The sequence below is a fragment of the Aeromonas sp. 160P genome (genome assembly GCF_055193095.1).
In genome coordinates, this window is sequence record NZ_JBUXKV010000001.1 from 3077142 (window position 1) to 3099249 (window position 22108).

The 22108-nt window shown below is 56.6% G+C and carries 23 protein-coding genes and 1 pseudogene; 15 read left to right on the top strand and 9 right to left on the bottom strand.

The genetic code is table 11. The features are described 5' to 3' along the window. Nucleotides 1-41: 41 nt before the first annotated feature. The 5 genes from pepN to ACY8FN_RS14400 all read right to left on the bottom strand — a co-directional run bounded on the left by pepN (nt 42) and on the right by ACY8FN_RS14400 (nt 6599). Nucleotides 42-2666, bottom strand: a complete 2625-nt coding sequence (pepN, locus tag ACY8FN_RS14380; protein WP_463100386.1) for an aminopeptidase N — start codon at nt 2664-2666, stop codon at nt 42-44. Between the two features lie 143 nt (nt 2667-2809). Continuing rightward, nucleotides 2810-4825 carry a carboxy terminal-processing peptidase gene (gene prc / locus ACY8FN_RS14385; protein WP_463100387.1) on the bottom strand — a complete coding sequence of 672 codons (2016 nt, stop codon included), beginning with the start codon at nt 4823-4825 and terminating at the stop codon, nt 2810-2812. Nucleotides 4826-4833: 8 nt separating this feature from the next. Continuing rightward, on the bottom strand, nt 4834-5478 hold the full coding sequence (proQ, locus tag ACY8FN_RS14390) for an RNA chaperone ProQ (protein WP_068978875.1): 645 nt from the start codon (nt 5476-5478) through the stop codon (nt 4834-4836). 102 nt (nt 5479-5580) lie between these two features. Further along, nucleotides 5581-6039, bottom strand: a complete 459-nt coding sequence (locus tag ACY8FN_RS14395; RefSeq protein WP_463101183.1) for a GAF domain-containing protein — start codon at nt 6037-6039, stop codon at nt 5581-5583. A gap of 101 nt (nt 6040-6140) precedes the next feature. After that, a complete protein-coding gene (locus ACY8FN_RS14400) occupies nt 6141-6599 on the bottom strand; it encodes a hypothetical protein (RefSeq protein WP_101317132.1) in 459 nt (152 codons plus the stop codon). Between the two features lie 281 nt (nt 6600-6880). Between ACY8FN_RS14400 and ccoN the strand changes: the two genes are divergently transcribed. From ccoN to ttcA, 11 genes are all read left to right on the top strand, one after another. Then, the gene (gene ccoN / locus ACY8FN_RS14405) at nt 6881-8305 is read left to right on the top strand and encodes a cytochrome-c oxidase, cbb3-type subunit I (protein WP_101317134.1); all 1425 of its coding nucleotides are present in this window, start codon (nt 6881-6883) and stop codon (nt 8303-8305) included. A 16-nt stretch (nt 8306-8321) separates the two neighbouring features. Further along, entirely contained in the window at nt 8322-8936 is a 615-nt protein-coding gene (gene ccoO, locus ACY8FN_RS14410) for a cytochrome-c oxidase, cbb3-type subunit II (protein WP_068978879.1), read from the top strand. Between the two features lie 10 nt (nt 8937-8946). Further along, a complete protein-coding gene (locus ACY8FN_RS14415; protein WP_068978880.1) occupies nt 8947-9126 on the top strand; it encodes a CcoQ/FixQ family Cbb3-type cytochrome c oxidase assembly chaperone in 180 nt (59 codons plus the stop codon). Beyond that, on the top strand, nt 9126-10109 hold the full coding sequence (gene ccoP, locus ACY8FN_RS14420) for a cytochrome-c oxidase, cbb3-type subunit III (RefSeq protein WP_101317136.1): 984 nt from the start codon (nt 9126-9128) through the stop codon (nt 10107-10109). Before ACY8FN_RS14415 ends, ccoP begins: the two co-directional genes overlap by 1 nt. Nucleotides 10110-10261: 152 nt before the next feature. After that, on the top strand, nt 10262-10750 hold the full coding sequence (locus ACY8FN_RS14425; RefSeq protein WP_101317242.1) for a FixH family protein: 489 nt from the start codon (nt 10262-10264) through the stop codon (nt 10748-10750). Nucleotides 10751-10836: 86 nt separating this feature from the next. After that, nucleotides 10837-13233 carry a heavy metal translocating P-type ATPase gene (locus tag ACY8FN_RS14430; protein ID WP_463100388.1) on the top strand — a complete coding sequence of 799 codons (2397 nt, stop codon included), beginning with the start codon at nt 10837-10839 and terminating at the stop codon, nt 13231-13233. Between the two features lie 139 nt (nt 13234-13372). After that, nucleotides 13373-13561, top strand: coding sequence for a cbb3-type cytochrome oxidase assembly protein CcoS (gene ccoS, locus ACY8FN_RS14435; RefSeq protein ID WP_101324841.1), 189 nt, complete (start codon nt 13373-13375; stop codon nt 13559-13561). Then, entirely contained in the window at nt 13545-14231 is a 687-nt protein-coding gene (locus tag ACY8FN_RS14440; RefSeq protein WP_139691947.1) for a sulfite exporter TauE/SafE family protein, read from the top strand. The genes ccoS and ACY8FN_RS14440 overlap by 17 nt, the downstream gene beginning before the upstream one ends. A gap of 68 nt (nt 14232-14299) precedes the next feature. Next, nucleotides 14300-15055 carry an FNR family transcription factor gene (locus tag ACY8FN_RS14445; protein ID WP_042023353.1) on the top strand — a complete coding sequence of 252 codons (756 nt, stop codon included), beginning with the start codon at nt 14300-14302 and terminating at the stop codon, nt 15053-15055. 147 nt (nt 15056-15202) lie between these two features. Further along, nucleotides 15203-16150, top strand: a complete 948-nt coding sequence (gene uspE, locus ACY8FN_RS14450) for a universal stress protein UspE (RefSeq protein ID WP_101317143.1) — start codon at nt 15203-15205, stop codon at nt 16148-16150. 82 nt (nt 16151-16232) lie between these two features. Continuing rightward, entirely contained in the window at nt 16233-17141 is a 909-nt protein-coding gene (ttcA, locus tag ACY8FN_RS14455; RefSeq protein WP_101324844.1) for a tRNA 2-thiocytidine(32) synthetase TtcA, read from the top strand. A 97-nt stretch (nt 17142-17238) separates the two neighbouring features. Here ttcA and ACY8FN_RS14460 read toward each other — a convergent pair whose 3' ends face one another. From ACY8FN_RS14460 to ACY8FN_RS14470, 3 genes are read right to left on the bottom strand one after another with little or no spacing between them, the layout of a single operon-like run. After that, on the bottom strand, nt 17239-17922 hold the full coding sequence (locus tag ACY8FN_RS14460) for a DUF2987 domain-containing protein (RefSeq protein ID WP_463100389.1): 684 nt from the start codon (nt 17920-17922) through the stop codon (nt 17239-17241). Between the two features lie 16 nt (nt 17923-17938). Next, entirely contained in the window at nt 17939-18679 is a 741-nt protein-coding gene (locus tag ACY8FN_RS14465) for a DUF2189 domain-containing protein (protein WP_463101184.1), read from the bottom strand. A 16-nt stretch (nt 18680-18695) separates the two neighbouring features. Beyond that, a complete protein-coding gene (locus ACY8FN_RS14470) occupies nt 18696-19028 on the bottom strand; it encodes a hypothetical protein (protein WP_463100390.1) in 333 nt (110 codons plus the stop codon). A gap of 348 nt (nt 19029-19376) precedes the next feature. On the opposite strand from ACY8FN_RS14470, the gene ACY8FN_RS14475 reads away from it, so the two are divergent. Continuing rightward, nucleotides 19377-19781 carry an MbcA/ParS/Xre antitoxin family protein gene (locus tag ACY8FN_RS14475; RefSeq protein ID WP_463100391.1) on the top strand — a complete coding sequence of 135 codons (405 nt, stop codon included), beginning with the start codon at nt 19377-19379 and terminating at the stop codon, nt 19779-19781. Further along, nucleotides 19781-20470, top strand: coding sequence for an RES family NAD+ phosphorylase (locus tag ACY8FN_RS14480; protein ID WP_463100392.1), 690 nt, complete (start codon nt 19781-19783; stop codon nt 20468-20470). The genes ACY8FN_RS14475 and ACY8FN_RS14480 overlap by 1 nt, the downstream gene beginning before the upstream one ends. An 80-nt stretch (nt 20471-20550) precedes the next feature. Here ACY8FN_RS14480 and ACY8FN_RS14485 read toward each other — a convergent pair. Next, a pseudogene (locus tag ACY8FN_RS14485) lies at nt 20551-20688 on the bottom strand (transcriptional regulator); the annotation flags it as partial. 151 nt (nt 20689-20839) lie between these two features. Here ACY8FN_RS14485 and ACY8FN_RS14490 point away from each other — a divergent pair. Continuing rightward, the gene (locus ACY8FN_RS14490; RefSeq protein ID WP_463100393.1) at nt 20840-21460 is read left to right on the top strand and encodes a glutathione S-transferase family protein; all 621 of its coding nucleotides are present in this window, start codon (nt 20840-20842) and stop codon (nt 21458-21460) included. Between the two features lie 221 nt (nt 21461-21681). Continuing rightward, nucleotides 21682-22101 (top strand): D-ribose pyranase, encoded by a 420-nt coding sequence (gene rbsD, locus ACY8FN_RS14495; protein ID WP_463100394.1) that lies wholly within the window; start codon nt 21682-21684, stop codon nt 22099-22101. Nucleotides 22102-22108 lie beyond the last annotated feature (7 nt).

Below are 22108 nucleotides of genomic sequence, written 5' to 3' on the forward strand. Positions count from 1 at the left end.
AATAGGGGCAGACGCGTTCAACGCCCCTGCCCCGTCGGTACTTACTGCTGCAACGCCTTGCTTACCTTCTCGAACAGATCCCGTGCCAGCCCCTCAAGGTTGGCCAGACGGGTCAGCTCGGCGCGGATCAGGGCCTTGCGCGCCTCATCCAGTCGCTTGAACTGGATAAGCGGGGTGATGAGGCGGGATGCCACCTGCGGATTGACCTCGTTGAGCTCGATCAGCAGATCGGTCAGGAAGCGGTAACCGCTGCCATCCACCGCATGGAACTGCACCTGATTGCTCATGGCGAAGCTGCCGATCAGCGCCCGCAGCCGATTCGGGTTGCGAATGCTGAAGGTGGGGTGACTCATCGCCTGTTTCACTTCGCCGAGCACATCGGCGGCGGGCTTGCTGCCAATCAGCCGCAGCCAGTTGTCCAGCACCAATCCATCCTTGGCCCACTTGCCCTCGAAATCCGCCAGCAGTGCAGCGCGACATGGCAGCAGATAGCCGTTGGCCACCTGCAACGCCGCCAGGGTGTCGGTCATGTTGTCGGCAGTTGCATACTGCTCGCGCACCAGCGCGTCGGCATGCTGAGAGTCCAGCGCCGCCAGATAGCCGAGCACCACCCCTTTGAGGGCCCGCTTGGCCATGTCGGCGTGCACCACCTGATAACCGCTCAGACGCAGGCTCTGATAGGTAGCCGCCAGCCGCGTGCCGAAAGCCTCGGCAAGACGGGTGTGGATCGCGTCGCGCACCTGATGGATGGCATCGATATCGGCCACCTCGAACAGCTCGGCCAGGGTTGCCTCACCGGGCAGCGCCAGCAGCTCCGCCTTGAGGGCCAAATCCAGCTCGCTATCGTCAAAAATGGCGACAAAGGCAGCCAGCAGGGTTTGGGAGAGCTCAACCCCCTGCCCGTGCTGTACCCGCGCCACCCCTTCGATGACCGCCTTGTTGATCAGCATCTGGGCGGCATCCCAGCGGGCAAACTCGTTGCGGGCATAGCGCATCAGGAAGGCGAGCGCTTCATCGCTGTAGTCATAGTGCAGCTTGACCGGCGCGGAGAAGTCGCGAAGCAGGGAGGGAACCGGCTTGACCGGCACCTGATCGAACTCGAAGGTCTGCTCCGCTTCCAGCACGTCGAGCACGTTGCCGATGGCCTTGCCCTGAAATTGCAGCGCAATGACGGCACCCTGCTCGTCATAAAGCTCGATATCGAGGGGGATGTGCAGCGGCAGCTTTTGCGGCTGATCCTGGGTCGGCGGGGTGTGCTGGCTCACATGGAGGCGATAGATACCGCTGGCGGCATCGTACTGGTCGGTGACGGTCAGCTCTGGCGTGCCGGACTGGCTGTACCAGCGGCGGAAACGACCGAGATCCACACCGGAGGCATCCTCCATCGCCTGCACGAAATCATCGCAGGTGGCGGCCGAGCCATCGTGACGCTCGAAGTAGAGACGCATGCCGGCCTGGAAGGCATCTTCCCCCAGCAGGGTATGCATCATGCGGATCACTTCCGACCCCTTCTCGTAGACGGTCAGGGTGTAGAAGTTGTTCATCTCGATCACCACATCCGGACGGATCGGGTGCGCCATGGGGCCGGCATCTTCGGCAAACTGCGGGCCGCGCACGGTGCGCACGTTGTTGATGCGGTTGACGCCACGGGAACCCAGATCGGAGGAGAACTCCTGATCCCGGAATACCGTCAGCCCCTCTTTCAGGCTGAGCTGGAACCAGTCGCGACAGGTGACACGGTTGCCGGTCCAGTTGTGGAAATATTCGTGACCGATCACCCGTTCGATACCGTGGTAGTCGCCATCGGTGGCAGTGGCCGGATTGGCCAGCACGAACTTGGAGTTAAAGATGTTGAGCCCCTTGTTCTCCATGGCGCCCATGTTGAAGAAATCGACCGCGACGATCATGTAGATGTCGAGATCATACTCGAGGCCGAAACGCTGCTCGTCCCAGCGCATGGAGTTGATGAGGCTCTCCATGGCGAAACCGGCGCGATCGAGGTTGCCCTTGTCGACGAAGATCTCGAGGGCCACCTTGCGGCCGCTTTTGGTGGTGTAGTGGCTGCGCTCCACATCGAAATCACCGGCCACCAGCGCAAACAGGTAGCTCGGTTTGGGGAAGGGATCCTGCCACTGCACGAAGTGGCGGCCGCCATCGAGCTCACCGCTATCAACCTTGTTGCCGTTGGAGAGCAGGAAGGGGAACTGGGCTTTGTCGGCGGTAATGCGGGTGCTGTAGCGCGCCAGAATGTCGGGGCGGTCCAGATAATAGGTGATGCGGCGAAACCCTTCCGCTTCACACTGGGTGCAGTAGGCATCGCCAGACTTGTAAAGCCCTTCCAGCGCGGTGTTGGCAGCCGGATCCAGCAGGGTGACTATGGTCAGCACACATTCGGCAGGCAGGTTGAACAGGGTCAGGCTGCTCTCGCCTTGCTCGTAGTGGTCACAGGGAATGCCATCAATGGCAACGCTTTTCAGGGTCAGCTGCTCACCATCGAGAACCAGCGGCGCATTGTGCTCACCGTTGCGGCGAATACGGGTGATGGCGGTCACCTGGGTCAGCGGCTCCTGCAGTTGGAAATCGAGGTCAAGGGTGTCGATCCAGTAGAGCGGCGCCTGATAATCCTGGCGATATTTGGCCGTCATGGCCTGGGAGTGATCGGTCATTATTGTCTGCTTCCACGCTTGTTAAAGGCGAGAAAGAGGCTGTCACAACCAACTGGCGGGGTCAAACAATTTGCATTACGTCAGATACGCCAGACAAAAAGAAAGGGCGACCGTAGTCGCCCTTGTTCATTATGCTAGCTTGCTCAGCTGCGCTTGCTGGTCTTGACCAGATCCGCCGTGATATTGGCAGCTTCGATGAGATACTCATCGGGCGCTTCAAAATCAGCGGGCAGTTCATCCAGACTCTTCACCGCTGGCTTGCCAAGACGAGCCAGACGCTCGTTGGTGCGCTTGAGTGCTTTCTCATCCTGTTTCGCCTGCTCTGCAACACGCTCCGCCTCGTTGAGGGAGACCGACTTCTTGTCTTTCTCCTCCTTGTAGTCGGCGATGTCCTGCATCACATAAGCAAACTCGGGATCCTTGGCGATCCGGGCCTCATGAGCCGACTGCAGTTTGGGCAGCTGACTGGTGAAGTTACCGAGCGTCTGGTAGTTGGCGGAGGCAATCTTGTCCCACGGCAACGCATTGAACTCGCGGCTTTCACCCGTCTCTTCCGGTGCAACCGGCGTCGGGAAGCTGATATCCGGCGCAACGCCCTTGTTCTGGGTACTGCCACCGTTGATCCGGTAGAACTTGGCGATGGTGTACTGCACGTGACCCAGCGGCTGCTCGTAGAAGTCATAGACCTTGGCGAGGCTGCGATGCTGTTGCACCGTGCCCTTGCCGAACGAGTTTTCACCCAGGATCAGGGCGCGGCCATAGTCTTGCATGGCAGCAGCAAAGATCTCGGACGCCGAGGCGCTGTACCGGTCGATCATCACCGACATGGGGCCGCCGTAATAGATGTTGCCATCATCATCGCCATTGACCGTGATACGGCCCATGTGATCACGAATTTGCACCACAGGACCGCTGGCGAAGAACAGCCCGCTCAAGGCAGAGGCTTCGGTCAGTGCACCACCGCCATTACCGCGCAGATCGATGATCAGACCATCGATCTTCTGCTTGTTCAGGCTGGAGAGCTCCTTGATCACGTCGTCGTGGAGATTGACGTAGAAACTGGGGATCTCGATGACACCGATCTTCTTGCCTTCGGCAGTGACTACCTTTGACTTGGCGGCACGATCTTCAAGGCGCACCTTGTCGCGGATCAGCTCGACCTGCTCGGTTTTGAGTGCAGCACCTTTGCCACGCTGGATCTCCAGCTTCACCTTGCTCCCTTTTGGCCCTTTGATGAGCTCGACCACGTCATCAAGACGCCAGCCAATCACATCGACAATCTTGCCATCTTCCTGACCAACACCGGTGATCTTGTCATCGGCCTTGAGATGGGTTGATTTGGCAGCCGGACCACCGGGCACCAGAGAACGGATGACGGTAAAGTCATCTTCGGCCTGCAATACGGCGCCAATGCCTTCCAACGAGAGGTTCATCTCGGTGTTGAAACGATCGGCATTACGGGGAGAGAGATAACTGGTATGCGGTTCGATGGCGCGCGCGAAGGAGTTCATGAAGAGCTGGAACACATCCTCGCTCTCGGTCTGGGACATCCGCTTGATGGCGTTGTTGTAACGCTTGCCAAGCAGCTCCTTGATCTCGGGCCACTCCTTGCCACTGAGCTTGAGGCTCAGGGCATCGAACTTGACCCGTTGGCGCCACAACTCATTGAGTGCGCCTTCATCCTTGGGCCAAGCCGCCCCTTCCCGATCAAACTGATAGTTGTCGGTCTGGGTAAAATCAAAAGGAGTATCAAGCAGTTTGAGGGCGTATTCGAACCGCTCATAACGCCGTTGCTGACTCAGGTTGAACATCTCGTAGGCAGGTGCCAGACGGCCTCTTTCGAGGTCGGTGTCAAAACCATTACGGTATTTGTCAAAACGGCTGATGTCAGAGGCCAAAAACAGATTGCGGCTGTAGTCCAGATTCTCCAGATATTTGTCAAAAACAACGGAGGAAAAGGCATCATCCAGCTTGAACTGTTTGTAGTGCGAGCGGGTAAACAGATTGGCAATTCGCTTGCTGGCCGTAGCATGTTGGCTCTCTTGAGCCAACACAGGCAAATCACTCTCCTTGAGCACCGGCTCGATGGCCTGTGCAAGCCCGGCAAGCGCCAGGCTACAGGCAACGAGGGAAAAACGAATTACGCCATGCTTCAACATTTGTCTCCTTAGAGAACCAAGTGCTCTGATTTGACCCGCACCATCATGCCAGTCTGCAGTTGGACCTGCACATCATCCTTGGTCACTTCCTTGATAGTTGCCGGAACCGGGAACCTGCCCATGACGACTCGTACATCCTGCCCAACTTTCAGCGTAGCGGCGTCCACTTTAACCAGCGGCGCTTCTGCTACCGGCGCTTTGGCTTCAACCTTCGGCTTGGCAGCTACGTCAGCTTTTTCAGCTTTACGCGCAGCAGGACGGCGGGGCTTTTTGGCCTTTTCGTCCTTCTCTTTCTCTTTGGTGTTGGTGCGACGGCTGGCAAACACACGCTCTTTACTTTCTTTGAGCGCTTGCTTGGCATGCTCGATGTGCTCTTCGGTCAGCACTTCGCCCGGGTTACCGTCCAGGTCTACACGAGCCTGGCCAGCTTTGAGGCCGTGCAGATAGCGCCAGCTGGAGGTGTATTGACGCAGTGCAGAACGCAGCATGGTCTTGGAGACTCTGGCATCGTCAGCAAGACGCTCGGCCAAATCCTGGAAGATGCCAATCTTGAGCGGCTTGGCCTCTCCTTCAGCAACGAAGCAGGCCGGAAATTTCTCGACCAGGTAGGCAACGATCTCTTTACTGTTCTTCAGCTTCTCAGTGTTTTCCATGTATAACCTTGGCTTTCATATAAACGCACGGGCATAACCCGAGCACAACAAAGGCCCCATTATAGAGAGCTTGGGGCCTTTTGCGAACCATCTAGCAATGACTTAAAGCATGCTTTCCAAAATTTGTACTGTTTCTTCGAGTCCAATCCGGTCTTGCTGGTCGAAACGGTTAAAAATCGGACTGTCGATATCAAGCACCCCGATGATCTCGCCATGGCGATGCACCGGAATCACAATTTCAGCATTACTGGCCCCGTCGCAGGCAATATGTCCATCAAACTGATGCACATCGTCCACGAGCTGGGTCTTGCCCTCTGCGACGGCCGTACCACATACACCACGACCGACCGGAATGCGCACGCAGGCCGGTTTGCCCTGAAATGGTCCCAACACCAGGGTGTCCCCTTGCAACAGATAAAAACCGACCCAGTTGATATCGGTCAGTTCCTGTCCAAGCAGCGCTGACAGGTTGGCCAGATTGGCAATCAGATCGGTTTCTCCCTCAAGCAGCGCCTTGGCTTGCCGGTTGAAGGTGCGGTAAAACTGTGTTTTTTCAATCATGATTAAATCGATTTCACTCCCTGTGGCTTGCAGGCAAGGTAACGCCTGACAGGAAAATTTCAAATATTTTTTCACGGTAACCATCCGCCACGGCGGCGTTATTACCGCGCCACTGACAGCATTAATTGCTGACGTTGCCCATTGCTCCATTCAATATTGAGTAGCCACACCATCATGGGAGAGGTGCAACTCCCCACCAGGGTGGTGCCCTGCCATCCCCCGGCTATTTGTTCAAAATTCACCGGAATGGTCCCCATAAACATATCTCTGCCTTCGAGCCAGGCTTTTACCGGCTTGATGGCCGGATCACCACCAGTCAGGCGCACGACAAAGTCCTGCTCTGCACGTACCGGTAACTCACTAATCGCCGCGGTCAACGACTTGCCGCCAATCAATTCGCTGCAACTGCTGTGGGAAAGATCACAAATCTGATCTTTTATCTGATCAACCGTTGCACTGTTATCAACCGAAAACCAGGTGCGATAGGCCACAAGCGCCAACAGTAGCGCCAGCACCAGTGAGAGGTGGAATACTTTACGTGCACTCAATTTCTCTTTCATTCAAACAGCCCTGATAAGGTGTAATAAAAATAGTGTTTTTGTGATCTGTGACAAGGTAAATAGCCCTAAAAACGGGGCTGGGCGAAGCCAAATATATCACTGTTTATACTGTTATTTTACCTGTCAGTTCAGTATCATTCCCATGAAGTTTTCATTTAACTATCTTTTGCTTTTCCTTTCGTTAACAGGTGTTAACAAGCGTGGGCGGTAGTTCAATGAAGCCAGTCCGGTTGTCCGGATACAAAACCAAACAACAGCAGCATCGGAAGCGGAATATAACGATGAGCCATACAACAAACCACCCTGAGTACAACTACACCGTTGTTCGCCAGTTTACCGTCATGACGATTGTCTGGGGAATTGTCGGCATGTCGGTTGGCGTACTGATCGCAGCCCAGTTGATCTGGCCTGCCCTCAACTTCGAGACTCCCTGGCTGACTTACAGTCGCTTGCGGCCCCTCCACACCAACGCAGTAATTTTTGCTTTCGGCGTCAGCGCACTGATGGCGACCTCCTTTTATGTGGTGCAACGCACCTGTCAAACCAGGCTGTTCGGTGGCCGTCTCGCCTCCTTCGTGTTCTGGGGCTGGCAGGCGATCATCATTTCTGCCGCCATTACCCTGCCGCTAGGCATGACTGGTGGCAAGGAGTATGCCGAGCTGGAGTGGCCGATTGATATCGCCATTACCCTGGTCTGGGTTGCCTATGCCATTGTGTTCTTCGGTACCCTGATGACACGTACCACCTCCCACATCTATGTGGCGAACTGGTTCTTTGGCGCCTTTATCATCACGGTGGCCGTGCTGCATATCGTCAACAGCATGTCTGTTCCCCTCAGCATGACCAAGTCCTACTCCATGTACTCCGGCGCAATGGATGCCATGGTGCAGTGGTGGTACGGCCATAACGCGGTGGGCTTTTTGCTGACTGCCGGCTTCCTTGGCATGATGTACTACTTCGTGCCCAAGCAGGCGGGCCGTCCGGTTTACTCCTATCGCCTCTCCATCGTGCACTTCTGGGCGCTGATCTCCCTCTATATCTGGGCCGGTCCACACCACTTGCACTATACCGCGCTGCCTGACTGGGCTCAGTCTCTGGGCATGGTGATGTCCCTGATCCTGTTTGTGCCCTCCTGGGGCGGCATGATCAACGGCATCATGACCCTCTCCGGTGCCTGGCACAAACTACGTTATGACCCCATCCTGCGCTTCCTGATCGTGTCACTGTCGTTTTACGGCATGTCGACCTTCGAAGGCCCGATGATGGCGATCAAAACCGTCAACGCCCTCTCCCACTACACCGACTGGACCGTGGGTCACGTGCACTCCGGTGCGCTGGGTTGGGTTGCCATGGTCTCTATCGGTGCGGTTTATCATCTGATCCCGAACCTGTTTGAGCAGGGGCGTATGTATAGCGTTCGCCTGATCAACGTGCACTTCTGGTTGGCGACCGTGGGCACCGTGCTCTACATCGTTGCCATGTGGATTTCCGGTGTAATGCAGGGGCTGATGTGGCGTGCGGTCAACGAGGATGGCACCTTGACCTACAGCTTCGTTGAGGCCCTTGAGGCATCCTACCCCTTCTACTTTGTGCGCTTCCTGGGTGGCTGCTTCTTCGTCACCGGCATGTTGCTGATGGCCTACAACGCTTATCGCACTATCACCGCCCCCAAAGGTTCCCTGGAACCTGTGGCCCAGCCAGCCTGAATGCAGAGGTCCAAGCATGAGCAACAATAACCGTCACGAGATCTTTGAAAAGAACGTCCCATTGCTGGTGGTCGGCATCATTTTCGCCATCAGTCTGGGAGGCCTGGTTGAAATTACCCCGCTGTTCTTCCAAAAACAGACCACAGAACCGGTGGAGGGCCTCAAGCCCTATACCGCCCTGCAGATGGAAGGACGCGATGTATTCATTCGCGAAGGCTGCACCAACTGCCACAGCCAGATGATCCGTCCGTTCCGCGCTGAAACCGAACGTTACGGTCACTACTCGGTGGCCGGTGAAAGCGTCTGGGAGCACCCCTTCCTGTGGGGCTCCAAGCGTACTGGTCCGGACCTGGCCCGGGTGGGAGGACGTTACTCTGATGACTGGCATCGCGCTCACTTGATTAATCCGCGCGATGTGGTGCCAGAGTCCAATATGCCCGGTTATCCCTGGCTTGATACCACAGTGCTGACCGGTGAGTTGACGGGCAAGAAACTGGCGCTGTTTCGCGATCACTTCGGCGTGCCTTATAGCGATGCCGACATCCAGGGTGCTACTGATGCCGTCAAGGGCAAGACCGAGCTGGATGCACTGGTGGCTTATCTGCAATCACTGGGTCATGCCCTGAAATAAGGAGGCGATGATGGACTACGGCACATTTCGCGGTCTCTATACCCTGCTGTTGATGGCCATCATGATTGGCATCATCGTCTGGGCCTATAGCAAACGCCGCAAGACCTCTTTCGACGAGGCTGCCAATCTGGTTTTTGCCGATGATGAGCAACCCGGTGCTGATAACAAGAACGCAGGAGCGAAGCAATAATGAGCACTCTGTTTAGCATTTTTGTAACCGTCATAACCCTGGGAACCATTCTGGGTTGTGTGATCCTGTTGGTATGGTGCCTCAAGGACAAAATGGGTGTCGAAGAAGGCAAGTCCATGGGACACAGCTTCGACGGAATTGAAGAACTGAATAACCCACTGCCCAAATGGTGGACCTATATGTTCCTCTTTTTCATCGTCACCGGTCTGATTTATCTGGTCGCCTTCCCAGGACTGGGCAACTGGAAGGGCGTGCTGGGCTGGCAGAGCTCCAACCAGGATGTACGTTCGCTGGCAGAGTCCAAAGCGGCAAATGAATCAGCCAAGAGTGAAGGTCGTGCGGTGGAGTATGACCGCGAAGTGGCCAAGGCTGACGAGCTCTATGGTGCCAAGTTCCGTGAACTCACCTATCAGGCCGATGGCAAGACCTACAAGGAGATCACCGAGATCGCCAAGGATCCGGAAGCCCTCAAAGTGGGTCAGCGTCTGTTCCTGCAGAACTGTTCCCAGTGTCACGGCTCTGATGCCCGTGGTGGTCGCGGTTTCCCGAACCTGACCGACAGCGAATGGCAATGGGGCGGCCAACCCGATCAAATCAAGACCACCATCATGGGCGGTCGTCAGGGGATCATGGCGGCCTGGGGTGACATCCTCGGCAAAGATGGCGTGCAGGAAGTGGCCTCCTATGTGCTGAGCCTCTCCGGGCGTAAAGTAGATCTGGTCGAAGCCAAAAAGGGTGAAGCACGGTTTGCCATCTGCGCTGCCTGCCACGGGGCTGATGCCAAAGGCGGCACTGCTTTCGGCGCACCCGACCTGACCAACAACATCTGGCTCTATGGTGGCTCCCGCGAAGTGGTGGTGCAGACCATTACCCACGGTCGTCACGGCGTGATGCCAGCCTGGAAGGACATTCTGGGTGAGGACAAGGTTCATCTGCTGGCCTCCTACGTTTACAGTCTGTCTCATCAGCAGTCTGCCAAATAAGGTTCGCCCATAAAGATGTAACATGTGATAAACACGTGATTACACAGCAAAAAGCCTCGACTACTCGAGGCTTTTTGTTATCTTGTGTTGCGTAAACACCACCTTCCACGTTAATCATTCGTTTCACGGTAGTAGCAATCATGACCCACCCCATCATCAAGCCATGGTATCGCCAATTCTGGCCCTGGTTTATCATCGCCCTGCCAAGCACAGCGGTGATCGCAGGCATCGCCACCGCCATTATTGCCAGTAAAGATGGCGTCAATCTGGTGGCCGAGGACTATTACAAACAAGGGAAAGAGATCAATCAGGACTTGAGCAAATTTGATCGCTCCGAAGCCCTCAATATCCGCTTCGCGTTGCGGGTCGATGGCAATGAGCTGACCTTGAAACCCCTTAGCGGCGAGATACCTGCAGGGCAGGCGATCTATCTGTCACTGTTCCATCCGACCCTGGCCGGACAGGATAGCGAACACCTGATCACCGCCGATGCCAGTGGCACCTATCGCTTCCATTTCGACAAGCCGCTGGTCGGAAAATGGCATATCCGGGTCGATGCCTTCGATCACGATTGGCGCTTGCAAGAGACTGTCCAACTGCCCACCCTGGCGCCTGTCGAACTCGACCCCAAAGGACGTTAAGCCATGACCGGCTGTTTTAGCTGTGGCGAGCCGGTTCACGCCAGCCCGACATATCGCCAGATCAAGCACGTTGAGGGACATACACCATGACCTCTTGCTTCCATTGCAGTGAGCCAGTACCCGCCAATAGTCACTATGCGCTGGAGATAAAGGGGATAGTCCGTCCCATGTGCTGCCCCGGCTGTCAGGCGGTGGCGGAAACCATCATGGAGTGCGGCCTCGCCAGTTACTACGATCACCGCACCGCCCCCGGCACCAGGGGAGATCTGGTACCCGAGGAGCTGGCCGCCCTCAGCCACTACGATCTGACCGAGATACAGCAGGAGTTTGTCACCGACAGCGGCTCTGGTAGCCAGACAATGCGCGAAATCCAGCTGACGGTTGAGGGGCTCACCTGCGCCGCCTGTGCCTGGCTTATCGAGCGCCACCTCACGACGTTAAGCGGCCTGCGCTATATCAACGTCAACACCACCACCCATCGCGCTCGCATCAAATGGGATCCGGCCCAACTCTCTCTAAGCGACATCCTCAAGGGCTTTGCCCAGATTGGCTATCGCGCCTACCCGTTTCAGACCCATCAACAGGAAGCGCTCTACGCCAAAGAGGTGCGCAGCTACATGTTCCGGTTGGCACTGGCAGGCCTCGGCTCGATGCAGGTGATGATGTGCGCTGTGGCCCTCTACATGGATCTCTTCATCAGCGTCGAAGAGGAGTTCATGGTCTACTTCAAGTGGATCAGCCTGTTGCTCTCCACCCCCATCATGATCTACTCGGCCCAGCCATTTTACATCAACGCCTGGCGTAGCCTGAAACAGGGTCACCTGTCGATGGATGTGTCGGTATCACTGGCGCTGATCGGTGCCTTTATCGCCTCCATGTGGGCCACTGTGTTCAATACCGGTGAGGTCTATTACGACTCCATCACCATGTTCGTCTTCTTCCTGCTGCTGGGCCGTTTTCTCGAGTTGCGGGCCCGGCGCAAGGCGTCGGAATCGAGCTCCAACCTGGCGAGGCTGGTGCCCATCATGGCGACCCGCATCGATGATGAAGGGGAGCATGAAGTGGCGGCCAAGACCTTGCAGGTCGGCGATCGGGTACGGGTGCTGGCCGGTGCGACCTTGCCGGCCGACGGCATCATTGTCGAAGGGCAAGCCAGCCTCAACGAATCCATGCTGACCGGCGAGCAGCTGCCTCTGCTCAAACAGCGCGATGATCAGGTCTATGCCGGTACCATCAATACCGATGCCCCGCTGCAGATCCGGGTCAGCCACCGTATCGAAGAGTCGCGGATCGCCCAGATCATGCGGCTGCAAGATCATGCCCTTGACGACAAACCGGCCATCGCCCAGATGGCGGATAAGCTGTCACGCCACTTTATTCTGGTACTGCTGATCATTGCCGCAGCGGTCTGGACCTTCTGGCACTTTCATCAACCGGAGCAGGCGTTCTGGATAGCCCTCGCCGTGCTGGTCGCCACCTGCCCCTGTGCCCTGTCACTGGCCACCCCGACAGCGCTGACCTCCGCCACCGCCAATCTGACCCGTAATGGTGTTTTGCTGCGCCGGGGCCATGTCCTGGATATTCTGACCAAAGCCAACCGGATCGTGATGGACAAGACTGGCACGTTAACGACCGGCGAAATCAGCCTGACTGGCATCACCACCTTGGCAGAGGTTGACGAGACGCACTGCCTCGCCATCGCCAGAGCGCTGGAAGCGCAATCCGAACACCCGATTGCCCGTGCCTTCCGGCTGCCCGCCAATAGCGTCACTGTGCTGCCCCATACCACAGACATCAGCCCTGTCATCGGTCACGGCATCACGGCGCTGGTGGACGGCGTACGCTACCGCATCGGTAGCGCGCGCTGGCTTGGGCTGGATCCGGCGCAAGAGAGTGGGCGCGGTCTGGCTATCTATCTGGCCAACCAGCAACACCTGCTGGCGCGCTTCAATCTGGAAGATACCCTGCGCCCCGATGCCAAGGCGCTGATCGCGGCATTCAAGGCGGCCGGTTTGCAAACCACAGTGCTCACGGGTGACAGCTCCCTGCAAGCCGACGATATTGCCCGCGAGCTGGGTGTCGACGAGCTGGTCAAAGGGGTGTCACCCGATGGCAAGCTGGCCTACCTCAAGGCCCGTGAAGCCCAGGGGGATATCAGCATCATGGTGGGTGATGGCATCAACGATGCCCCGGTGCTGGCCGGAGCCCACGCCTCGTTCGCCATGGCGGGCGGCACCGATCTGGCAAAAAACAGCGCCGATGCCATCCTGCTGGCCGATGACTTGAGCCGCTTGCTCGGCGCCAGAGTGCTGGCAATGCGTACCCGCAAGATCATCATCGAGAACTTCAGCTGGTCCATCGGCTACAACCTGCTGGTGTTGCCGCTGGCGGCCTGCGGCTGGCTGCCCCCCTATCTGGCGGCGGCGGGCATGTCACTCAGTTCACTCATAGTGGTAACCAACTCCATGCGTCTCAACCGATAAGCAAACCGTCAGATAAATAGGTGCAAATGTGGCCTGCCTCCGATGCAGGCCACATTTCTAACTGATAGCGGCTGGCCCCCTGCCCAAACAGGGTTACCATAGGGGACGCTTGCCAAAGACGAATACCAGGGTACCTCCCATGAACATAATTTTTATCCTGATCCCCATCGCCATTTTGTTTGTGATCATCGCCGGGGTGGTGTTCTTCTGGGCCATTCGCTCCGAGCAGTTTGAAGATCTCGACCGGCAGGGCTCCAACATCCTGTTTGACGAAGAGCAACCCGCCCGCAAACCCGCAAAGCCTGCTGACCATGACTCACAACCTTGATCTGGCCGGCGCCCTGCTGGTAGGTCTGGCAGGCTCGGCCCACTGTATCGGCATGTGCGGCGGCGTTTCTGCCGCGCTATCCATGGCCATCCCTGCCAACAAGCAGCACTTCTGGGGGCGGCTCGCTTATCTGCTCAACTATAACCTCGGCCGGATCCTGAGTTATGTGATGGCTGGCGCGCTGGTGGGTGGCGTGCTGGCGACCACCAGCGAACTTGGCGCGGGCAAACACGCCATCGCCGGATTACGCCTAGTGGCAGCATTGTTGATGATTGCACTTGGCCTCTATCTGGCGGGCTGGTGGCAGGGGATCTTGCTGCTGGAACGGCTCGGCGCCAGGCTGTGGCCCCATATAAAACCACTTGCTGGCAAGTTCCTTCCCTTCACTTCACCGCTGCAGGCACTGCCGTTTGGCATGGTGTGGGGCTGGCTTCCCTGCGGGCTGGTCTACTCCATGCTGACCTGGAGTGCGGCAGCAGGTTCTGCCGCAGGCGGAGCGTTGACCATGCTCTTTTTTGGCCTCGGTACCCTGCCCACCTTGTTTGCGCTGGGGGGGCTCGCTGATCGCCTCAGATACTGGCTGACATTACGCAGTTTGCGCCTTGGCGGTGCCCTGCTGCTCATTTTGTTCGGGGCGCATACCCTGTGGGTTGGCATTGCTTCCTTTTGAAACCCTATCCAAAACGGATGAGTTGATGGTAAACTTGTTTGATATAAATCAATTATTCGTATGAGCCTATGATCCCGGAAAAGAAACCAGGCAGACGTATCCAGAGCGGTGGCTGTGCAATTCATTGCCAGGATTGCAGCATAAGTCAGCTCTGCATCCCCTTTACCCTGAACGAGAATGAGCTTGATCAGCTGGATAGCATCATCGAGCGTAAAAAGCCGATCCAGAAGGGTGAAGAGCTGTTCAAGGCCGGCGATGAGTTCAAATCCCTCTATGCCATTCGTTCCGGGACCATCAAGTCTTATACCATCACCGAGCAAGGGGATGAGCAGATCACCGCGTTTCATCTGGCAGGGGATCTGGTGGGGTTCGATGCCATTCACCGACAAGCACACCCCTCCTTCGCCCAGGCGCTGGAAACTGCCATGGTGTGCGAAATCCCGTTTGAAATACTCGATGATCTCTCCGGCAAGATGCCCAAGTTACGTCAGCAGATCATGCGGCTGATGAGCAATGAAATCATGGGTGATCAGGAGATGATCCTGCTGCTCTCCAAGAAAAATGCCGAGGAGCGGCTGGCTGCCTTCTTGCACAACCTGTCGGTACGCTTTTCCGAGCGCGGCTTCTCTGCCAAAGAATTTCGACTGGCCATGACCCGCGGCGACATCGGTAACTATCTGGGTCTTACCGTCGAGACCATCAGTCGCCTGCTAGGTCGTTTCCAAAAATCGGGGCTTATCGGCGTCAAAGGCAAATACATCACAGTACTCGATCAGGTTGCGCTCGGTGTCATGGCCGGTGCGACCCGTCCTGCTTGCGGCTAATTTCGCCACATTCCCCCTCTTTTCCTCTCTTTATCTGCCGGATCCTTTCCCCTGAATGTGATCCGGTACATTCCAGACCCCCTCCTCCTGCGCTAAGCTATAGAAGCTAAGATTCTGCTGTCATTGGACTTTTCCAAGGAGGAGAAGATGGTCAAATATCAAAATATTCTGGTGGTTATCAACCCGGAGGAGGAGCGTCAAATCGCCCTCGAACGGGCAGTGAAGGTCGCCGAGCTGGACGAAAATGCCCATCTGACCCTGCTGCTCACCATCTATGACTTCTCGTATGAAATGACTGCCATGCTGTCGGTGGATGAGCGGCAAGAGATGCGTCATGGCGTCATTTCACAACGACGTGAATGGCTGGATGAGATCCTCACCCCCTATCGGGCAAAGGGGATCGACTGTGAAGTGAAAGTGATCTGGCACAATCGCCCTTTCGAATGCATCATCCAGGAAGTGCTGGAGCAGCGCCACGATCTGGTGGTCAAAGCGACCCATCATCACAGCTTCCTGCAAACCTTTATTTTTACCCCGACGGACTGGCATCTGCTGCGCAAATGCCCCTGCCCTGTGCTGCTGGTCAAAGATGGGCTCTGGCGGCGGGATGGCAATATCATTGCCGCCATCAACTGCTCAAGCGACGACCTCGATCAGAAACTGCTCAACGAACGGATCACCCAGGAGGGCAGCGACATCGCCGAACTGCTGGGATCCAACCTCTATCTGGTCAATACCTACCCGGGAACGCCGGTCAATGTGGCCATCGAGCTGCCGGAGTTTGACCCCAACGCCTACAACGAGGCGATCCGCAAACACCACGAAAGCCTGCTGCTCGCCCATGCCGACAAGTTCGGGATCGGTCATCTCTGGACCCGGGTAGCAGAGGGGCTGCCTGAAGAGGTACTGCCGGACATGGCCGAAGATCTCAAGGCGACCCTGATGATCATGGGGTGTGTCGGGCGAACCGGTCTCTCTGCCGCCTTGCTCGGCAATACCGCCGAACATGTGATTGACCGGCTATCGTGCGACATTTTGATCCTCAAACCGGCCGATTACAGCTGCCCAATCGACAGCCGCCGCACGCAATCGTAACGCGCCTTTACGCGAGGTATCTTGCCCTCCCCCGGGACATGGCTATAATAACGCGCTTATTTGTGTCCCGGGTTTTACGAGCATGCTAGAAGAGCTGAACGCCAAAGATAAATACAGTTTTAACAAACTGCAAAAGCGCCTGCGGCGCAACGTGGGTCAGGCCATTGCCGACTTCAACATGATTGAAGAGGGCGACAAGGTCATGGTCTGCCTCTCCGGCGGCAAGGACAGCTTCGGTATGCTCGACATACTGATGAGCCTCAAAGCCAGCGCCCCTATTCATTTTGATCTGATAGCGGTCAATCTTGATCAGAAACAGCCCGGTTTCCCCGAGCATGTGCTGCCTGAATACCTCGCCTCACTCGGCGTCGAGTACAAGATTGTCGAGGAAGATACCTACTCCATCGTCAAGGATAAGGTTCCGGAAGGCAAAACCACCTGCGCACTCTGCTCACGGCTGCGCCGCGGTATTCTCTACCGCACCGCCCTAGAGCTGGGCTGCACCAAGATTGCCCTCGGTCACCACCGTGACGACATCCTCGAGACCCTGTTTCTCAACATGTTCTACGGTGGCAAGCTCAAGTCCATGCCGCCCAAGCTGGTGAGCGACGATGGTAAGAACGTGGTGATCCGACCGCTTGCCTACTGCAAAGAGAAAGATCTCATTCGCTATGCCGAGGTGAAATCCTTCCCCATCATCCCGTGCAACCTGTGCGGCTCCCAGGAGAATCTGCAGCGTCAAGCCATCAAGCAGATGATGCAGGATTGGGATCGCCGCTTCCCCGGCCGTATCGAAACCATGTTCACCGCCATTCAGGACGTGATCCCGAGCCACCTGCTCGATCACAAGCTGTTTGACTTCAAGAGCATCAACCGTGACTCCGGCATCATCGATGGTGGTGACAAGGCGTTTGATCCACCCGAGCTGCCAAAAGCCCCACTGCTGGACATCGACGAGATGGACATGCTGGATGTGATTGAAGTGCGCTAAGCCGCTATCACATGGCACACGCCACCCAATAAAAAAGGAGCGATTATCGCTCCTTTTTTGCTTTCTTGATGTGACTGTCACTGACGCGACAGAGTCATCAGCCCTTGTGCAGCCAGGGGGTCAGTCGCAGCACCTCGCCCTGCACGATCAGCTGCCCGGCGGCGAAGCCTGTCAGCTGCTCGTTGCTCAGTAGCAGCTGCCCATGCTGCCAGGGAAGCACCTCCTGACGAGTGCCATCGTTGAGATACGCAGTGCCACTTGGTTCAACCAGTGCAATCCGCACCCCCTCCATCTTCGGCAAGAAGTGCTTGCCGACCATCCCCGCCATCTTCTCGAGCAGCGACTGCATCTGCTGCTGACGGGCCGCCAGATCGGCCAATGGCAGCGCTGGCCCGGCGGGCACATCTGCCATTACCTGCACCGCCAGATCGCAGCTCGCATGAGGCTCCTTGAGGGTGACCACCACAGTGCCTTTGTCGAGGTTCAAGTCATTATCAAATGGCAACCGCAGCTCGCTGTCTACCGTCACGTCGGCGGCCACCTGCTTGTCCTGGGTGGACACCCGAGCGGAGACCAGGCCACAAAGCTGACCATTTTGCGGATCGGTCAGATAAAAGCCCAGCCTGGCATGGCCAAACTCGCCCTTGGCAAAGGTCTTCATCTGGCTGTAGAAGGTGCTGTATTGCAGATCCAGCGTCGGCGCGGCCATCGCCACGACTGGCAACAACAGACTGGCCAGCAGAGTATGGCGCACGGCCGAGGTCACTCCATAACGGGTCATTCAAGATCCTTTTGCATCATGCATTGAAATGGTTGGGGCCTTCTGCCACCTCATTGACCTCTACTCCCACTCCACAGAGATCGCGATAGAGGATCCCCTTGCAGTTAAAGTAGAGCGGTGCTACCCAGATAAGACCCAACCCCATGGGGATCAGCGCCACCAACAGCAGCACCGCCATCACGCTGTGAAACAGCACTATGCTGGGCCAACCGCGCACAAAGAGCTTGAGAGAGACCAAAATGGCCTGAGGTGGCGTCAGGCCACGTTCCAACACCAGCGGTACGGTGAACACCAGCCCCATGCCGATCAGGGCCGAGGGAATAAAGGCCAGCACCGCTGGCAATCCCACCAGATCGAACAAGGGCCCGAACAGGCTGGTCAAGGCGCTGCCCAGCAGGCTCAACATGCCAAGACGCACAAAATGACGGAAAAAGTCGAACACCTGATTCGCCCGTGCCCGAACCCCGACCGCTTGCTGCAATCCCAACATATCGAGGGAGCTGGTCATGGGGGCCATGACAACGGTGATAAGGAGGCTTAGTAACATGGCCACATTCATCTGCTCATCGTCGCCGCCAAGATAGGGCACCAGCAACGTATTGCTGAACAGGATCCAGATTGCCGTCACCCCGACAGTGGCCAGCAGCAGACCGAGTCCATTGCTGCGAGTCTGTTTCCAACCCTCCTGGATGACTGCTTTTACATCAAGGCGATAACCCTGGTTCAGAGACTGCTCAAGGGAGCCGCCAATACGCATTTTATTACTCAATTGACTATCCAATATCGAAAACGATCAAATCAGGTGGCGCATTATAACGGTTTGGCCCGCTATTCGTAGCCGTTTTTCCTGACCACGCAGGGTTAAACTCGACGAAAAAGCCTTCGATTTCATGCGCTCGCGCCATAGAATGCGGCCCTCTTTCAACACTATGACCACTGGCTAGTAGTGAGACTGGCGGATGATGAACAAGCCACAAGTCATTGTTGCGCTGAACAATATCAGCAAAATATTCGATGGCAAGCGGATCCTGACCAAGCTTGACCTTGATCTTGAGACCTAATGACGGTGAGTCTCTTACCTTGCAGGGTCCATCCAGCGGTGGCACAAGCCCCCTGCTGCGACGAGATCAAGCGCCTGATGGGGCTGACCTCTGCCCGCTTGGGCATCAAGCCGCCAGCAAGGGTGGGAAGTCGTACCTGCAAGCCCCCATGACTGCCGAGGCTGCAAACCGAGCAAATCAACCCGATGTACCAGCCAGGACCGCACCAGATAGTGGCTAACCACAGAGTGTTTTGGCGCGATCTAAAGAAAGGACATTAACGCCCAAGCACGTTCACATTTGTATAAATATGTATACATGTGTACATACATGCACATTTCTTCTACACTCAACTCAAGTTAACATTTCACGCGCCAGACAGCAGTATGGCGCTGATTACATTAAGGAGGAGATATGGCCAATACAACACAGAAAGCCCTGAAAAATGGCGCCATTGACCCCAGCAAGGCACTGCCTGTGGTATTCCGTATCCTGGATAAGTGGCAATGCAATACGGATGAACAGCTGAAGCTTCTTGGCATCTCATCTCGTTCAACATTGAACAAATACAAAGAATCAAACGGTGGGATCCGTCTGACCGTGGACATGCAAGAACGGATGAGCTACATCCTCAACATCCACAAGTGTTTGAGGATGCTGTTCAGTGCCGACGACAGCATCTACGGTTGGGTGCGCAAACCCAACAGCCACCCCTTCTTTGCCGGGCGCAGCGCGATGGACATTATGAACGCTGGCCGCGTAGCGGATTTGTATGAGGTCGCCACCCGCCTGCATGCCTGGCGCGGGGGAATGGCCTGATGCAAGAGCCGCCACTGATTGAACTCAAGGGGGAGCGAGCCTATCGGATCATTCCAAGCCGCTACCCCATAATCGATCTCTATGAAGACGTGGCCAATGCGGACGAACTCGAGGCCGTCTGGGCCATCGAGTCACTGACCAATGATCGGTTGAATGAGGCGGCGGGTGATCTGTCGTTGGTACCGAAAGAGGATTGGTTAGTGGGGCTGAATGGCAGCAGCTATGTGATGGCAGCCTTTACCCATATCAACCCGGAAGGGGCCCGATTCACCACTGGCGATTTCGGTGGTTACTACTGTGCCCCACTGCTCGATACCGCCATCAAAGAGACGGTCTATCACCAGGAGCGGATGTTCGGCTACACCAAAGAACCCGCTCAAAAAGTACAGATGCGGGTGCTCTATACCGAGTTCAACGCCAATCTGGCCGATATCACCAGCGCGGAATTTCTCTCCACCCCGCTTTATCACGCAACCAACTATGGCCAATCCCAAGCTTTCGCCCAAGAGCAGAAAACCCGGGGGATGGACGGTATCCACTACCGTTCTGTGCGCCACAGCGGTCATAACTGCCATGTGCTCTATCGCCCCCGCCTGGTCACCAAGATCCACCAAACCCAGCATCTGGAATACCATTGGAATGGCAGTGCCATCGCCAATGTGTTGGAAATTAAGCTATATGGGGAATAAGACTCTGTCTTATTGGTCATAATTTCGGTGCTCCCCTTCGCGCCTGAAAGGATCTGACGGAAAGTGAAGAGGCTGGAGCGCTATTTCGCCCCCAGACCTTTCGGTATCATCTGCTGCCCCTCAGTCATCAGCGACTCCATCAAGCTCAGCACCAGCTGGTTCGTGGTTTTGGCCGAGGGGCTTAAGGTATGAACGAACGACAAGGTGGCCAAGGCCGATTAATTCTGCGCTTTTTCATCACCCCTGAGGGGTGTAGATTGGTTGAGGGGGGCAAGCGTTGCCCCCGCTCTTTTTTCATGACCCCTCGAGGTATCGGCGAAGCATGCTTTCGCCGATATCGCGGGTGGCCTGAGCCAATCAGGAGTATTCATGTCCGATCTGACCCTCTATTTCGCTCCCGGCACCTGTGCCATGGCCGTGCAGATTGCCCTGCTGGAAGCGAATGCCCCGTTCCAACCCCGTCTCGTCAACCTCGCCGCAGGGGAGCAGCGTGACCCCGCCTATCTTGCCATCAACCCCAAAGGGCGGGTGCCTGCCCTTACCACCGAACAAGGCACCCTGACCGAGACCCCGGCCCTGCTGCTCTATGTGGCGCAGCGCTTCCCCGCAGCCAAGCTGGCGCCGCTGGACAATCCGTTCCTGCTGGCGCGCATGCAGGAGGTCAACAGCTTCCTCGCCTCCACCGTTCATGTCTCCCACGCCCACGGTCGCCGTGGCAGCCGCTGGGCCGATGACGAGCAGGCCATTGCCGCCATGCAGCAGAAAGTCGCCAGCAATATGCGCGACGGTTTTGAGCAGATTGAGCGGCACTATTTGTTGGCAGGCCCCTGGGTACTCGGCGAGCAGTTCAGCGTGGCGGACATCTATCTGTTCGTGGTCGCTGGCTGGCTGAAAAGCGATGGGGTCGAGATCAGTGAATTCCCCAAGGTTGCCGATCATTATCAGCGCATGCTGACCCGTCCAGCGGTCGCCAAGGCGCTGGCTAACTAACCATAAAATCAATAAAGAGAGGTGTCAGGCTCTGCTGACACCCTTCCTGCTTCCTCCCCTGCACTTCTTCTCCCGCCTTTGCGATCGTTTTCACATTTCCGCTGTTTTGCCGTGGCCGTTTTTCGGGAAATGGCCTACCTTTGCAGCACAAAGCAACCGGTTGCGTAACCGGTTGCCCCGCGATTCACAGATTGACGGGCCAAGGCCTGATGAGGTGTTGTATGAAACGAGGCGTACTGCTCAATGCTCCCCTGAGTGCTCTGGTGGCACAGATGGGCCACACCGACGAGATCACCGTCTGCGATGCCGGCTTGCCCATTCCGGCAGGTCCTGAGCGGATCGATCTGGCGCTGATGGCAGGCACCCCCGGCCTTGGCACCGTACTGACCGCCCTGCTCACCGACCTGGTGGTGGAGAAGGTGATCATGGCGAGCGAGATCAAGCAGATCAGCCCCGTCGCCCATCAGGCGCTGGTCGATCAGCTTGAGGCCCACGCTGCAGCCCAGGGCAAGCCCATCACCATCGAATACTGCCTGCACGAAGCGTTCAAGACCCGCTCCCGCCAGAGCAAGGCGATCGTGCGCAGCGGCGAAGTGACCCCCTACGCTAACCTGATCCTCTGCGCCGGTGTGGCGTTCTGACATTCTT

Bases quoted from the DNA above. Each gene is read 5' to 3' on its own strand.
- uspE (WP_101317143.1), top strand. From the start codon at position 15,203: ATGGTCAAATATCAAAATATTCTGGTGGTTATCAACCCGGAGGAGGAG.
- ccoN (WP_101317134.1), top strand. From the start codon at position 6,881: ATGAGCCATACAACAAACCACCCTGAGTACAACTACACCGTTGTTCGC.
- ccoS (WP_101324841.1), top strand. From the start codon at position 13,373: ATGAACATAATTTTTATCCTGATCCCCATCGCCATTTTGTTTGTGATC.
- prc (WP_463100387.1), bottom strand. From the start codon at position 4,825: ATGTTGAAGCATGGCGTAATTCGTTTTTCCCTCGTTGCCTGTAGCCTG.
- ACY8FN_RS14430 (WP_463100388.1), top strand. From the start codon at position 10,837: ATGACCTCTTGCTTCCATTGCAGTGAGCCAGTACCCGCCAATAGTCAC.
- pepN (WP_463100386.1), bottom strand. From the start codon at position 2,666: ATGACCGATCACTCCCAGGCCATGACGGCCAAATATCGCCAGGATTAT.
- ACY8FN_RS14475 (WP_463100391.1), top strand. From the start codon at position 19,377: ATGGCCAATACAACACAGAAAGCCCTGAAAAATGGCGCCATTGACCCC.
- ccoO (WP_068978879.1), top strand. From the start codon at position 8,322: ATGAGCAACAATAACCGTCACGAGATCTTTGAAAAGAACGTCCCATTG.
- ACY8FN_RS14400 (WP_101317132.1), bottom strand. From the start codon at position 6,599: ATGAAAGAGAAATTGAGTGCACGTAAAGTATTCCACCTCTCACTGGTG.
- ccoP (WP_101317136.1), top strand. From the start codon at position 9,126: ATGAGCACTCTGTTTAGCATTTTTGTAACCGTCATAACCCTGGGAACC.
- proQ (WP_068978875.1), bottom strand. From the start codon at position 5,478: ATGGAAAACACTGAGAAGCTGAAGAACAGTAAAGAGATCGTTGCCTAC.
- ACY8FN_RS14440 (WP_139691947.1), top strand. From the start codon at position 13,545: ATGACTCACAACCTTGATCTGGCCGGCGCCCTGCTGGTAGGTCTGGCA.
- ACY8FN_RS14490 (WP_463100393.1), top strand. From the start codon at position 20,840: ATGTCCGATCTGACCCTCTATTTCGCTCCCGGCACCTGTGCCATGGCC.
- ACY8FN_RS14415 (WP_068978880.1), top strand. From the start codon at position 8,947: ATGGACTACGGCACATTTCGCGGTCTCTATACCCTGCTGTTGATGGCC.
- rbsD (WP_463100394.1), top strand. From the start codon at position 21,682: ATGAAACGAGGCGTACTGCTCAATGCTCCCCTGAGTGCTCTGGTGGCA.
- ACY8FN_RS14465 (WP_463101184.1), bottom strand. From the start codon at position 18,679: ATGCGTATTGGCGGCTCCCTTGAGCAGTCTCTGAACCAGGGTTATCGC.
- ACY8FN_RS14480 (WP_463100392.1), top strand. From the start codon at position 19,781: ATGCAAGAGCCGCCACTGATTGAACTCAAGGGGGAGCGAGCCTATCGG.
- ACY8FN_RS14460 (WP_463100389.1), bottom strand. From the start codon at position 17,922: ATGACCCGTTATGGAGTGACCTCGGCCGTGCGCCATACTCTGCTGGCC.
- ttcA (WP_101324844.1), top strand. From the start codon at position 16,233: ATGCTAGAAGAGCTGAACGCCAAAGATAAATACAGTTTTAACAAACTG.
- ACY8FN_RS14445 (WP_042023353.1), top strand. From the start codon at position 14,300: ATGATCCCGGAAAAGAAACCAGGCAGACGTATCCAGAGCGGTGGCTGT.
- ACY8FN_RS14395 (WP_463101183.1), bottom strand. From the start codon at position 6,039: ATGATTGAAAAAACACAGTTTTACCGCACCTTCAACCGGCAAGCCAAG.